Origin of the sequence: Candidatus Vicinibacter proximus (assembly GCA_016713905.1) — a bacterium.
Taxonomy (GTDB): Bacteria; Bacteroidota; Bacteroidia; order Chitinophagales; family Saprospiraceae; genus Vicinibacter; species Vicinibacter proximus.
The window spans coordinates 320,725-333,620 of sequence record JADJOE010000003.1 but is presented as its reverse complement, the minus strand read 5'-3'; the positions used below and the strand labels follow the sequence as shown (position 1 = coordinate 333,620).

The window sequence follows — 12,896 nt, the reverse complement described above, 5'->3', positions numbered from 1 at the left end:
TATTTAATTTCAGCTAAAAATGAAAAATATATTAACCTTAATAATAACGATTTTCCTCTTTTCAGGATGTGAAGAAACTAAAAAAGTCAAACTAGAATTTACCAGCAATCCAAACATCAATGAATTAGGTGAATTTACAAAAACCGGTGTTTTGATTGCAAAGTCAATTAGTAAATCTGATATTATTAATAAATTGAACCTTGACTCTGACGTTGAACTAACGAAGTTAATTATTACACGTGCTTTTGCTGAGGTTCACTTAAATGATGTCAAGGCAGACAGTGTGTTATTTGACCTGTATTGTGATGCCATTCCCTTATTGTCCGTTTACAAAGGATCTGTAGCAGTCAAGCAGGGCTTTTTCGAATTCAATCCGCAGACAAAAAAGGTAAATCTTTTAGGCGTATCTCTGACCTTGACAGACTTATTAAACACTCAATTAGATCAGGTGATAACCAATGGTAAGATCATTAGATTCAGAGCAGTAGGTAGAACATTTCCTACAGGTTCTGAGGTTAACGGCACTGCAAATTTGCAAATAGAATTTGCAGCGACTTATCTTAAGTGCGTGGAATGGCCGGATATTTTAATTTCAGAAAGTGAGAATCATGGTGCCTGTAATTAAAATTTTCGCAATGTGATAAAGTGACTTTTAAGGATCAACTGTATAGGTTTAACCTCTCCATGTAATGGTCTTGTGCAGTATTGGTTTGTTCTTGAGTTTAAGTTCAAGTATCAATAATTCAGAAGAAATTAAATTCAAGCGGATATCGGTTTCCTTACCAAAGTATAATCTCTTTCCATCAGCTGCAAGTACCTGAATAAATTCCACCATTTCATTGGTAGTTATCTTAAGCGTGTTGCCTATTTGTACTATTGTGTACAATGAAGGTTTTTCGTTAAGATGGTTGGTTTGTGAACTCAGTTTGAATTTACCTTCCATCAAACGAACAGTTCCATCCGCATTATCAGACCATGAAACCAGGATTTTATTCGAATGAAATGCAACATCGGGGTGGGTTTGATTCCCATTTTGATCTGCATTAATTCTAAAAGAGTTTTTTAAAAGATCTGTGGAAATACCTGTAGAGTGGGTAAAATAAATATCGTTGTTGTTGTCGGCTTCTTGCCAAACCATAGCAACTGTGTCTTTGCTTCCGGCCATCCTTGGATAATTCTGACTTAGACCTCTACCCTTCTGGTGATCCATACTCATTACTTGTTCCAGTTTATTTGTAGCAATATTATAACTGGAATAAAAAACCTTCGGTGGATTTACTCTTCCACTCATCCAGCAAGTATGGAGTATATCTTCATTAAAAAAGCCATCCCCACCTGTTGAGGGACATGAAAAAATAACCCAATCTTTATTATCCAGCTCCGTATGGATGTTAAAATTTACCCCGCGGTTCTCAGAAATTGCAACTGCCATATTTCTTACATTGCCCCGGTTGTTTCTGTAAAATACAGCCAAGCGATTTGCATCTGATTCCATCGCTACAGGGCAACAATCGCAGGCTTCACCAAATTGCGGCTCAACCAATTCACGGAAACCATCAAAATCATTTCCAAAATTTTCAGAACGGATACTGACATAATGTGGCTCTGACCAATCTTTGTTAAATCTCATGTAACTAACAATAGGTTGGTGATTAATATCCACAGATACACCGGGAAACCGACAATAGAATGTGTCCGGATTAACTATCGGAATAGGTAAGTTGAAATTTTTGCCATAGTCTTCCGAACGCATGAGGTAAATTTTACCGGACTCTGCAGGATCAGTTTTAAAAATTATATAGACAAAGTTGTCCCTTCCTGCCAATTCAGTACTCGCCCAATCATTTATGAAAGGTTGAAGGCCATTTAGATTTGGTGTAAAAATATTGGATACTTTTCCATTTTCCCAAAGTACATATTGTATTCTTTTGGTCACAAGCTGTCCCCACAGGACCATTGCATGATCCTGATCTAAAAAAATAGTTCTGGGCCTGACATTGGAGCCAGTTTTCGCAGGGTTAATTTTGATCTCCGGCGACCAGATTAATTCCTGTGCATGGATAAGATTAAACAGCAATAGTAGAAATGGAATGAATTTTAATTGGCGCATATTCTGGACATTTAGAATCTAAAGATACTCATAGTCCAAGTCTGAATTCTTCTTCCTGAACGCATTAACATCCAAGGAACCAATTGAATGCTAAAGATGATCTCAGATTACTCCCTCGCCTAATAAAAAAATGATGGAAAAATTAAAAATCCAGATTTAAGGAAAAATAATGGGAATACAATCCCGCACCCGTATTACCTATGTTGGTCAAAGCATAATCCAGCCCTATTTTTCCAAATTTAAGACCCAAGCCTCCGGACGGTTGCACACTGAATTCCTCTTTACCGGGACTTTCATCAGACAAAATAGTTTGAAAATTAGAAGCACCAAATCGGATATAAACTTTTTGTTTAAAGTCGAGCTCAAAGCCAAGTTTTGGGTCTGCTACAAATTTATCACTGCTAATTAGCGCAGCAAGCGTTCCGTTGGTTGAAAATTCAATATCCAATGCAGTTGTAAGTCCTACATTGTTGCTTAAACGCCAATTGTAGGCTAAACCAGTGATCAATTTAGGAAGTGTATATTCAACAGAACTTACAGGCACGTCATTTCCCGTAAGTAATAAAGTTGCTTTTTCATCATCAGAAAAACTGAATTTATATGCGTTGAAAGTCGTCGTAATGTCTCTGCCCATTAGGCTAAAACTTAATCTGTCTCTTCTATAAAGTATTCCTGCATCTATTCCAAATCCCCAGGCAGATGCAAATGTTCCAAATGCTCTGTGAATAACTTTAGCATTCAATCCCAATGCCCACGGACCATCCTTTAATTTTCTGCCGTAGGAGACCAATAAAGCGTAATCGGCTACACTAAATGTACTCAATCGGTCATAATCGATACTGCCATCGGGAGCCCTTAACCGCAGTGTGTTCGGGATATCATCAATCCCCATTCTAATCAGACTCAAAGACCCAAAAGACCTGCCTTCTGAATCTAATTTCTTTCCAAAGGCGACAAAATCATAGTTTCCAATTCCGGCAAACCACTCTGCATGCTGAGCCCCCACCTGAAAATTAACAGGTACATGTACCAACCCTGCAGGATTCCAATATCCGGAATTTATCGAAAAGGAGCTCGAACTCACTGCTCCTCCCATGGCCATTCCTCTTGCCCCTACACCCACATTGAGAAAGTCATTACTGAATTTTGGTGCCTGACCAAAAAGTACAATACTGGACCAAAGGGACAAAATTAAAAGTGGCAGTTTCTTCATATTTATAGACAATGGAAGCACAAATATATAATAAAAATAAATAATATATAATAACTTATATATATCTAACGATATTCAGCCCTTTTATAGTGTTTGATTGAAAATCTTTAAGGATTAGGTCTGACTTACAATATTATCAGAATATTCGGAGAGTTTAAATCCCTTTTAATTTAGATCAATATCCCCTTCCCCGACAGTTTTGTGCATCATAAAAGCCTTCAAGAAATCATCTAATCCGCCATTTAAAACCGCATCCGTATTCCCGGTCTGAAAACCGGTTCTATGGTCTTTGACCCTCCGGTCGTCCAATACGTAGGAACGGATCTGGGACCCCCATTCATTTTTCATTTTAGTGGATTCCAGTTTTTCTTTTTCTTCAAATTGCCGTTGCAATTCCCTTTCGTATAATCTGGATTTAAGCATTTGCAATGCTTTTTCCCTGTTTTGGTGCTGAGACCTTTCTTGTTGGCATTCAACTACAATTCCACTGGGTAAATGCCTTACCCTTACCGCGGATTCCGTTTTATTTACGTGTTGACCTCCTGCGCCGCTTGATCTAAAAGTATCCCATTCCAGATCTGCTACATTAATCTCCACCTCAATGCGATCATCTACTAAAGGATGGACAAAAACGGAAGAAAAAGAGGTCATTCGCTTACCCTGTGCGTTAAACGGACTCACACGCACAAGTCTATGTACACCATTCTCTCCCTTCAACATACCATAAGCGTAGTCACCTTGAATTTCGAGTTCCGCGGTTTTTATACCGGCCACATCCCCATCTTGTTTGTTGACCACTGTAACCTTAAAGCCACTTTTTTCCGCCCACATCTGGTACATTCTGAATAACATTGCAGACCAATCACAAGCTTCAGTTCCTCCTGCTCCAGAGTTTATTTCTACCAGACAGCTCAATTCGTCTTCGGGTTTATTTAATGTGGAGAAAAACTCAATGTCCTCCACAAGCTTGATGCACTCATCATATTTGTGATCCAGTTCTTCTTCTGAAACCTCGCCTGCGTCAAAAAATTCCAACAAAACTTCCAAATCATCCAGGTGTGACTTGGCATTCATGTAAGAAGAAATCCACTTTTTGTGCGATTTGATTTCTTTCATGATCATTTCTGCCTTATGACCATTAGACCAGAAATCCGGGTCCAGGGTTTGTTGTTCTTTATCTTCTAGTTCGAGGAGTTTCTTATCGACGTCAAAGAAACCTCCTTAACTCACCGAGCCGCGCTTTAAGCTCTTTTAATTGATCTAAAGTCATTAAAAGGTGATTTTACAGGTTAACAATAAAAATTGCCCCGGGTTTGTTCCCGAGGCAATTCAATATAATTTAGATAAATATTATTTAACACCATTCAGTTCTACATAAAAAACCAAATCTGATTTTGCAGGAATTGTTGGTGGAGACCCTGCTTCTCCATAAGCCAAAGCGTAAGGAATAAAGAAAGTTGCTTTAGATCCAATAGGAAGTAAGGAAACACCTTCATCCCATCCTTTAATAACCTGTCCCTGACCAATAGGAAAGCTAAACTCCTGACCTCTTGACCATGAATCATCGAATCTTGTACCGTCCATTAAGGATCCATAATAATTTACGGATACCAATTTACCTATTTCCGGTTTTTCTCCGGAACCTGTGGTATGTACGATATATTTTAAGCCGGATGCAGTGGTGATTACCTGATCTTTATTTTTGCCACTTTTAAAATCTTCAATGGTCATTTTGATGCTCTTTTCAATTTCCGGAACCAAAGCTTGTGAAGCAGCAATTTTTTCATTGCGCTCTTTTGCTTCTACTTCCATGTCGGCAGCATACTCGGCTTCAGTTTTGATGTCCACCAATTTAACATCGTATTCCAATTGAGAAATGTCCGGAATGCCAATCTGTTTTTTTACATTTTCATCAATTACATGAGATACGGTTGCACTATCTCCTTTGGACATGTTAATCAATAGTTCCAGTATCGGCTGGCTTTTAGTGAGATCATCGGTTTTTTCAATTTTTGGTAACTTGAATTTGATTACCGGTGCCTGCATAGCAGAATTAAAAACTACTGAGTCTTTAGCTCTAACCATATAGGTAAAATAGACATAATCTCCCTCCTTGGCATTTGGACCAGTTTCATCCTGGATGATGGTATATTTATGCCCATTGATTGTCGATTTTACGGATCCACCTTTTTTGCAGGCAACATTACCCAGCAAAATGGCAAGACATAATAACAGCAAATTTGATTTCATATTTAATTGTTTTGTTTAATTTAATTGATTGGCAAAGACATATCCGGGAAAAATGTCTTTAATTTTTTTGATGGTTTCTTCAAGACTTAGTCTGGAAGCTCCACCGGAAGCATTGCGGTGTCCTCCCCCGTTAAAATGCTCTCTGCAAATAGCTTGGACGGAAAAATCTCCCTTAGATCTCATGCTTAGCTTTACAATGGAAGGTTGATTCATGATGAGGATACCAACCTTGATACTTTTGAGCATCATTAAGTAATTGATAATACCTTCTGTATCTCCCCGCTGGATATCAAAATTCCTGTAATCCTCCCTGTTTAAATAAATGATACCCAAATTCCATTCAGGAATAAGTTCCATTCTGTTGTGCAAACAATGGCCTAATAATTTCAGATACTTATCGGGTTGGCTGTTGTTTACCAATTCCTGAATATGGGTATCGTCAAGTCCACCTTCTTTAAGTTCTGCCATTAATCTGAACACTTCGGCTGAGGTAGAATGGTGGAATGAACCTGTGTCCGTCATTATTCCAGTATACAAGCAATCGGCAATCAATCTTGAGATTGGTTTCGATGGTTCAAGCTGTTTGATGATGTGGTAGACAATTTCGGACGTTGAACTGTAGCTGGTATTGGAAAACACCAGGTCTGCAAAGGGTTCCGGATCCAGGTGGTGATCAATCAACACTTTAGGAACCGTGGACGCATGTACCTTCAACCCCATTTTATCAATTCGATCCAGTGAATTAAAGTCCAGACAAAATATTATTTGAGCCTTCTGGATCGCATTTTCAGCAACAGAAGGAGTCAAATCATAAATGATAATTTCTTCAGATTGGGGCATCCACTCGAAAGCCAAAGGATACTCACTTGGAAAAAGAACACTGGTCTTATGCCCTTTTCCCTGAAGATAAAGACTTAAGGCCAGGCAAGATCCAATTGCATCTCCATCCGGATTCCTGTGAGAAAGCAACACAATTTCCTTTGGAAATGCCAATAATTCTGATAATTTGCTAAGATCCTCCATATAATCAGGACAAAAGTGAGTAGAATTTATGAAAATATTATTGAACAGAATGTTAAGATGTCGATAAAAAATTTGGGAGATATTAGCTTTGCGCCTCTTAAACAATAGAAAATGGCAAGTAACAGAACCTTTACAATGATCAAACCGGATGCTGTAGAATCTGGTTATATTGGTGGAATACTGGATAAAATCTGCAGCGCAGGTTTTAAAATAGTAGCCATGAAATACACCAGGCTATCCAGGGATAAAGCAGCTGAATTTTATGCGGTACATAGTGAACGACCATTTTATGGCGAACTGGTAGATTTTATGTCCAGAGGTCCTATTGTTGCAGCTATTCTGGAAAAAGAAAATGCGGTTGAAGATTTTAGAAAGCTAATTGGCGCTACAAACCCTGCCAACGCCGAACCGGGTACTATTCGAGCTCAGTTTGCTAAAAGTGTTGGAGAAAATGCTGTTCACGGTTCAGATTCCGATGAAAATGCGGCCATAGAAGGTGCATTTCACTTTGCCGGAGTAGAGATTTTTTAAACACTTAGCGTTAAAAAATTCTTCAGATTTTCTTTACGAAGGAGAATCTATCGGATAGGATTCATTGGGTAAAAACCGCTGTAAACCCATTCTGCAGGCCCACTGAGTATTACGTTGGTCGCGATCTTGCCTTGGAGGTGCAATGAAACAGTTAATGTCCCTCCCTCAGATTCGATGGTTTGGACTATGTCACCCTGCACCCCATTTTTCACAGCATAGAAATAAGCGGATGCAGTTATCCCTGTTCCACAGGACAGAGTCTTGTCTTCAACACCCCGTTCGTAGGTGGCTATTTGGATGAATCCATTGTTATTACTGACAAAATTAATATTGGCGCCCTCCGTTGAAAAATCATATCTAAGCTTTTTTCCTTGCGTAAAAACATCCACCATGGATGGATTCGGAACTTCGCGGATCAAGTGTGGAGAACCACTTTGGATCAAAGGTCCAAAAGGGGTTTGTTCATAATTTTGGATATCCTGCATTTTCACGGAAACGAAATTATCTTTAATCCAAGCAGAATGAGGACCATCTGCTGCTATAAAATTTAAAGTTTTTAAATTAAGTTTTTGCGCTACATAGGAAGAAGCACAACGACTACCATTGCCACAGAAGGTAGAAAATCTACCATCAGAATTGAGATACTTCATACGGAAGTCATACCCATCTTCTTTACATACGGCAATCAATCCATCCGCACCAATTCCAAATCTTCGATCGCACATCCGTTCGATGAATTCATGTTGATGGAGATCAAGAAATTCAAATTCGAAAAAATCCAAAATAATAAAATCGTTACCTGTACCCTGGAATTTTTCAAATGGTAAATTTTCAATTTTCATGAATAAAAAAATGACATTAATAATTAACTGAAAATGTAGAATAAAATCAAATTTCTGATTTCAATTTATAATTTTTCAAAAGATTCAAAATGCTGAGGTGCATTGGTCTTAACTGCAAGGCATCCTGTAGGCCGAACCATCCAATTCCTTCAATGTCTTCTTCAATCTGTGGAATTGGTGGTGCTACTCCCTGATAGCTCATTAAGTACCATTTTGTTTTTTTCAGGCATCTTGTGTAAGATTTATCTCTAAAAAAATGGAGCGTCATTTCGAATTTACCATCCAAACTAAGATTTTGCAAACCTGTTTCCTCCTGACACTCTCTTAATGCTGCATCTTTAAATTTTTCCTGAGGATCCAATTTACCTTTTGGTAAATCCCAAAAACCTTTTCTGAATATCATTAAAATCTTATTGTCCAAATTCTTGATGATACCCCCTCCGGCAGGAATGATCAACAACAAGCTGCAGATATCTTCGTACAACTGCTTCAAATCCTTGGAAAACAGGACAACATTACTAAAACGGTTTGATTTTTCCAGAATGTCCATAAACTGGAACAGATTCTTTTTAATCCCCATATAAGGCATCACCAGGGTAGAGGAATCGGTCTGGTAATTTGACAATTCCGCCTCGGAAAGAAGCACCAATAATCGGTCATTTATATAAATTTCGTACATTTGGCGCGTTTTCGACATAGGTTAAATCATGAATTTGGCAAACAACATAGCAGACAGATTGATGCAAATTAACGCAATTAAGTTAAATGCTCAAAATCCCTTTACATGGGCTTCCGGTCTGAGATCACCTATTTATTGTGATAACAGGCTGATCCTATCATTTCCGGAGGTCAGAAAAATTGTTGTTGCTGCATTAGCCAGAGAAGCTTTGAGCTTTGAGAGCATGAATGCCATTGCCGGGGTAGCCACCGCCGGTATAGCCTGGGGGGGCTTGGTGGCAGACCGCCTCGAACTTCCATTCTGCTATGTACGGAACAAACCAAAAGAACATGGCATGAAAAACCTCATTGAGGGACAATTGCCTGAAAATTCAAAAGTTCTGGTAATAGAGGATCTCATCTCTACCGGAGGCAGTTCTATGGAAGCGGTACATGCGCTCCAACAGTCTGGTTATGAAGTGGTGGGTGTTCTTTCTATCTTTCAGTATGGCTTTGAGTCTGCATTTGAAAAATTTAATGCCCAAAACATAAAATTCAAGTCATTAACAGACTTTCAGACACTTTTGGTACGTGCTTTGCAAGCAAAATATATCTCTTCCCCAGATTACGAAAATTTGAAATCCTGGAACCTTAATCCGAAGTTATGGTCAGATGCCTTTGTCAACCATAATTAAGCCCAATTATATGTCATTAATTACAAAAAAATCAGAAGAATTCTTATTTGAATATTTGAACAATGCCTCTCCCACCGGTCACGAAGCGGAGGGACAGAAAATATGGCTTAAGTATATTAAACCATTTATTGATGAATGGCATCTGGACTATTATGGTACGTTATACGGTATCATTAATCCGGGGATGGATTTCAGAGTAATCATTGAAGGCCATTCTGATGAGATCTCCTGGATGGTAAATTACATTACCGATGATGGATTTATTTATGTCATTAGAAACGGGGGTGCTGATCAATCTATAGCACCTTCAAAAAGAGTAAACATACATACACCTAAAGGCATTGTAAAAGGAATTTTTGGTTGGCCTGCAATTCACATGAGAAAGGGCAATGATACTAATTTGACAGCAACCATTGAAAACATTTTTATTGACATTGGGGCGAAGGACAAGGAGGAAGTAGAAAAAATGGGTATTCATGTAGGGTGCGTGATTACCTATGAAGATGAGCTTATAAAACTGAATAACAAATATTATGTCGGGCGGGCGTTAGACAATAGAATGGGTGGATTTTGCATTGCAGAGGTTGCCAGGCTGATCAAACAGAATAAGAAGAAACTGCCATTTTCTCTTTATGTAGTAAATTCTGTACAAGAAGAAATTGGTCTAAGAGGAGCAGAAATGATTACGCAGACCATTAAACCAAATGTGGCCATTGTAACGGATGTGACACACGACACCCATACCCCTATGGTAAAAACAAAAGAGCAAGGCAGTATCAAATGCGGTTCAGGACCTGTAATTTGTTATGCGCCGGCTGTGCATAACAAGTTGCAAAAAATAATTGTAGACACCGCAGAAAAGAAAAAAATACCGATCCAAAAGTCAGCGGCTTCAAGAAGTACAGGAACAGATACAGATGCCTTTGCTTACAGTAATGGTGGAGTTCCTTCAGGTTTGATTTCTTTGCCTTTAAGATACATGCATACCACGGTTGAGTCAGCAAATATTGAAGATGTTGAAAATGTGATTAAGCTGATTTATGAAGTATTGCTTAACATTAATCCTAAAGAAAGCTTAAAGTACTTTTAAAAAATAAATGAGACCTCTGATAGTCCCATTCTATTATGCAGTAATAGCATGCTGTGTAGCTCAGGGCTTTTATTTTTTTGCCTATGGGACCTACCTGAGTAAGTCAGAACAAATTTTTATGCTTAGTGCTACGTTGGGGTATTTTATGTATCAAAAAGTGATTTCCCCAAATCTCGAACACGGTAAATTTTTAGTACATAAATACTTTAGTTATTTTGTACTCGGACTTTCCTTAATTTCAGCGCTAGTTTCAATTTTTCTGATTCGCAATTATCAGTGGCACTGTGTATTTATGTTTGGATTCTTAGCTGTATTTTATCATCTTCACATAAACCTCTTTAAACTCAGAGATTTTGCTTTTATCAAAAATTTGTGCATAACCTGTGGATGGGTATCTGCAGCAATATTTTATGTCGCAGAAGTGGATCTGTATACTGCAAAAAATTATTTGCTGGTCAGTGAATTCAGTTTATTTATTTTTACCTTAACCCTATACTTTGATGCATTGGATAAAGGGAATGATCAGGCGCATCAACATGAAACATTGTCTGTGATTTTTGGGGACTGGTTTAACCTTGGTTTCATGGCTGTTACCCTCTCCTTAGGTGCGTGGATTGTCATTGAAATGTATGGTGATCGCATGTTCAACAGCCAGACATTTAAGATTTTTATCGGCTCCTATTTACTTTTAGGTATCATAATTGCCAGGAGTTACTTTCTAAAGAAATGGCATGACGATATTAAATGGCTGGCAGACGGATTAATTCTTGCTCAAGGTCTGGCACTTTATCTGATCGAAAATTAATTCTTTTATTGTCAAAAAAAAGATTAATCCATCTTTAAAAATCTCCTCACAACTTTTTTCCGGAGCTTTTCATCTTGTAGGCTTACTAAGTAAAGACCATTTTCCAAGCTTGAAATGTCCAGGTTTTCTGATTCGCTAAATAAACTTTGTACGAACACCACTCTTCCAAACAAATCATAAATATAAATTTTGGAATCTTGCCAGTTTTCAAAGTCATGCGTCACATTTAAAAATCTTGTTGCGGGATTTGGGGAAAGAATAAACTCTGCTTCAGTATTTTCATTTATTCCGGTTTTCAAACAAATGGTTTCCCTTGCAAAACTGATGTCTGTTAAATCAAAATCAAAAGGCTCTTTCCCCAGCATCAAACTATCTGCATGCAAAACGCCAATGTCATTTACTGTCACTTCATCTTTGGTTACGGAAAATGTAAATGGTTCAGCACAAGAACCATTTAAATCGTTCTTTCTTTCTACAATATTCACAAAAGATTCGGATGACTTATTTGGCCTTGAAGCCATCAAATATTGTTGCCAGGCATTGTGATAAACAATGGAAGAACTGGTTGCTATACTTACAGATTCAAATCCTGTTTTGTAATAATCTATAATTTCCGGAATAGCATTTAAATTATTTATGCCCACCATGCCATATCCTGTCCCACCATTAGTAACAGGTTCCTGTCCCGATAAAAGAAATTTGCCACCACCAATCTTAAAGTCCTCCATGTGTATTTTGGGGCTATAGTCTCTCCAGGTCCGCAGATTTAAATCACTATCCAACATGGTAATCAATATCATACCTTGGTCTGATCGTTCAAGTACTGCCTGACATCCAATATGAATATTCCCGGTATTTATGTCCAGAAATGGAAAATCCGGTCTTTGAACTCTACCATTTACATCTTTAAAAACTAGATCTCGTGTTAACTGTAACTGCCCTGACAAAGATAATTTGCACATTACAATCTTACCAACAGAACTATTTATGGGTGTACTTAATCCGACTGCTAGTATATTATTATCCGGCGTGATTGCAATCGAGGTGCCAAAATCAACATCCCCTTTATTGTCGTTGTTTATGGTTAAACTAAAAGACAATTCTCCATTCTCTGACAATTTCCAGATGGACATTCTATCTCTGGAGGTGGGGCCTACAAGTGTACTTTTATTGGCCAGAACATATAGAAATCCTCTAGAGTAATACATGTCTGCTGCGCTATAGGTATCTATCGGATGACCTGAGCCAAATAGCTGGGACCAAATCACCAATTTAGTTTCCATATTAATTCTTGCAATGAATACACCAGTATTTTGGTTGACTTTTGAAAAGTAATTTGCCAGTACAATGAGATCCGCTCCTACCTGGATCTGATCCTTTAACTGTATATTACCATCCTTTACTGTAAGTAAAATGGATTGGGTACATTCGGTTCTTTCATTAAATTTTAACAAAATTCCTCCTGCCTCATTCTGGTCATTAATGTGAAAATTTAAAGCCAGAATTGCCGGCGGCAATGTGCTTGAAATAGCAGGACTGGGGGAACTAAATTCAACCACTTCATCTATTAATACATTCTTCTGAAGTGGGGAAAAACGATACACGGATTGCCCTGATGCTAATTTTGTAAAAAGCAATAAAAATGAAATTGAAAAAAGATGCAGAAGTATTCCTTTCATA

General features: G+C 38.0%; 13 protein-coding genes. 5 read left to right on the top strand and 8 right to left on the bottom strand.

The annotated features are described in order from the left end of the window. The first annotated feature begins 19 nt into the window (after nt 1-19). Nucleotides 20-625, top strand: coding sequence for a hypothetical protein (locus IPJ83_09905; protein ID MBK7880852.1), 606 nt, complete (start codon nt 20-22; stop codon nt 623-625). A gap of 48 nt (nt 626-673) precedes the next feature. Here IPJ83_09905 and IPJ83_09900 read toward each other — a convergent pair whose 3' ends face one another. From IPJ83_09900 to IPJ83_09880, 5 genes are all read right to left on the bottom strand, one after another. Further along, a complete protein-coding gene (locus IPJ83_09900; protein MBK7880851.1) occupies nt 674-2,110 on the bottom strand; it encodes a hypothetical protein in 1,437 nt (478 codons plus the stop codon). 142 nt (nt 2,111-2,252) lie between these two features. Further along, nucleotides 2,253-3,323 (bottom strand): PorV/PorQ family protein, encoded by a 1,071-nt coding sequence (locus tag IPJ83_09895; GenBank protein MBK7880850.1) that lies wholly within the window; start codon nt 3,321-3,323, stop codon nt 2,253-2,255. Between the two features lie 165 nt (nt 3,324-3,488). After that, a protein-coding gene (gene prfB / locus IPJ83_09890) for a peptide chain release factor 2 (protein MBK7880849.1) occupies nt 3,489-4,593 on the bottom strand; the annotation gives its coding sequence in 2 pieces (ribosomal slippage) (nt 3,489-4,544 and nt 4,546-4,593; 1,104 coding nt in all). An 80-nt stretch (nt 4,594-4,673) separates the two neighbouring features. Continuing rightward, nucleotides 4,674-5,573 carry an FKBP-type peptidyl-prolyl cis-trans isomerase gene (locus IPJ83_09885; GenBank protein ID MBK7880848.1) on the bottom strand — a complete coding sequence of 300 codons (900 nt, stop codon included), beginning with the start codon at nt 5,571-5,573 and terminating at the stop codon, nt 4,674-4,676. A 15-nt stretch (nt 5,574-5,588) separates the two neighbouring features. Further along, nucleotides 5,589-6,596 carry a bifunctional oligoribonuclease/PAP phosphatase NrnA gene (locus IPJ83_09880; GenBank protein ID MBK7880847.1) on the bottom strand — a complete coding sequence of 336 codons (1,008 nt, stop codon included), beginning with the start codon at nt 6,594-6,596 and terminating at the stop codon, nt 5,589-5,591. Nucleotides 6,597-6,707: 111 nt separating this feature from the next. Here IPJ83_09880 and IPJ83_09875 point away from each other — a divergent pair, with 111 nt between their 5' ends. Beyond that, nucleotides 6,708-7,127 carry a nucleoside-diphosphate kinase gene (locus tag IPJ83_09875; GenBank protein ID MBK7880846.1) on the top strand — a complete coding sequence of 140 codons (420 nt, stop codon included), beginning with the start codon at nt 6,708-6,710 and terminating at the stop codon, nt 7,125-7,127. A gap of 47 nt (nt 7,128-7,174) precedes the next feature. Here IPJ83_09875 and dapF read toward each other — a convergent pair whose 3' ends face one another. Continuing rightward, nucleotides 7,175-7,969: a diaminopimelate epimerase gene (gene dapF, locus IPJ83_09870; protein ID MBK7880845.1), complete on the bottom strand. Its 795-nt coding sequence runs from the start codon at nt 7,967-7,969 to the stop codon at nt 7,175-7,177. Nucleotides 7,970-8,015: 46 nt separating this feature from the next. After that, nucleotides 8,016-8,648 carry an NUDIX hydrolase gene (locus tag IPJ83_09865; protein MBK7880844.1) on the bottom strand — a complete coding sequence of 211 codons (633 nt, stop codon included), beginning with the start codon at nt 8,646-8,648 and terminating at the stop codon, nt 8,016-8,018. 28 nt (nt 8,649-8,676) lie between these two features. Here IPJ83_09865 and IPJ83_09860 point away from each other — a divergent pair, with 28 nt between their 5' ends. From IPJ83_09860 to IPJ83_09850, 3 genes are read left to right on the top strand one after another with little or no spacing between them, the layout of a single operon-like run. Next, nucleotides 8,677-9,321 carry an orotate phosphoribosyltransferase gene (locus IPJ83_09860; protein MBK7880843.1) on the top strand — a complete coding sequence of 215 codons (645 nt, stop codon included), beginning with the start codon at nt 8,677-8,679 and terminating at the stop codon, nt 9,319-9,321. 10 nt (nt 9,322-9,331) lie between these two features. Further along, the gene (locus IPJ83_09855) at nt 9,332-10,411 is read left to right on the top strand and encodes a M42 family metallopeptidase (GenBank protein ID MBK7880842.1); all 1,080 of its coding nucleotides are present in this window, start codon (nt 9,332-9,334) and stop codon (nt 10,409-10,411) included. A 7-nt stretch (nt 10,412-10,418) separates the two neighbouring features. Beyond that, nucleotides 10,419-11,216, top strand: a complete 798-nt coding sequence (locus IPJ83_09850; protein MBK7880841.1) for a hypothetical protein — start codon at nt 10,419-10,421, stop codon at nt 11,214-11,216. A gap of 23 nt (nt 11,217-11,239) precedes the next feature. Here the strand turns inward: IPJ83_09850 and IPJ83_09845 are convergent, their stop codons facing one another. Next, nucleotides 11,240-12,895 carry a T9SS type A sorting domain-containing protein gene (locus tag IPJ83_09845; protein ID MBK7880840.1) on the bottom strand — a complete coding sequence of 552 codons (1,656 nt, stop codon included), beginning with the start codon at nt 12,893-12,895 and terminating at the stop codon, nt 11,240-11,242. Nucleotide 12,896 lies beyond the last annotated feature (1 nt).

Coding starts and splice junctions, on each gene's coding strand:
- IPJ83_09875 (MBK7880846.1), top strand. CDS start 6,708: ATGGCAAGTAACAGAACCTTTACAATGATCAAACCGGATGCTGTAGAA.
- IPJ83_09905 (MBK7880852.1), top strand. CDS start 20: ATGAAAAATATATTAACCTTAATAATAACGATTTTCCTCTTTTCAGGA.
- IPJ83_09855 (MBK7880842.1), top strand. CDS start 9,332: ATGTCATTAATTACAAAAAAATCAGAAGAATTCTTATTTGAATATTTG.
- IPJ83_09865 (MBK7880844.1), bottom strand. CDS start 8,648: ATGTACGAAATTTATATAAATGACCGATTATTGGTGCTTCTTTCCGAG.
- IPJ83_09900 (MBK7880851.1), bottom strand. CDS start 2,110: ATGCGCCAATTAAAATTCATTCCATTTCTACTATTGCTGTTTAATCTT.
- IPJ83_09885 (MBK7880848.1), bottom strand. CDS start 5,573: ATGAAATCAAATTTGCTGTTATTATGTCTTGCCATTTTGCTGGGTAAT.
- IPJ83_09880 (MBK7880847.1), bottom strand. CDS start 6,596: ATGGAGGATCTTAGCAAATTATCAGAATTATTGGCATTTCCAAAGGAA.
- IPJ83_09895 (MBK7880850.1), bottom strand. CDS start 3,323: ATGAAGAAACTGCCACTTTTAATTTTGTCCCTTTGGTCCAGTATTGTA.
- IPJ83_09845 (MBK7880840.1), bottom strand. CDS start 12,895: ATGAAAGGAATACTTCTGCATCTTTTTTCAATTTCATTTTTATTGCTT.
- IPJ83_09860 (MBK7880843.1), top strand. CDS start 8,677: ATGAATTTGGCAAACAACATAGCAGACAGATTGATGCAAATTAACGCA.
- dapF (MBK7880845.1), bottom strand. CDS start 7,969: ATGAAAATTGAAAATTTACCATTTGAAAAATTCCAGGGTACAGGTAAC.
- IPJ83_09850 (MBK7880841.1), top strand. CDS start 10,419: ATGAGACCTCTGATAGTCCCATTCTATTATGCAGTAATAGCATGCTGT.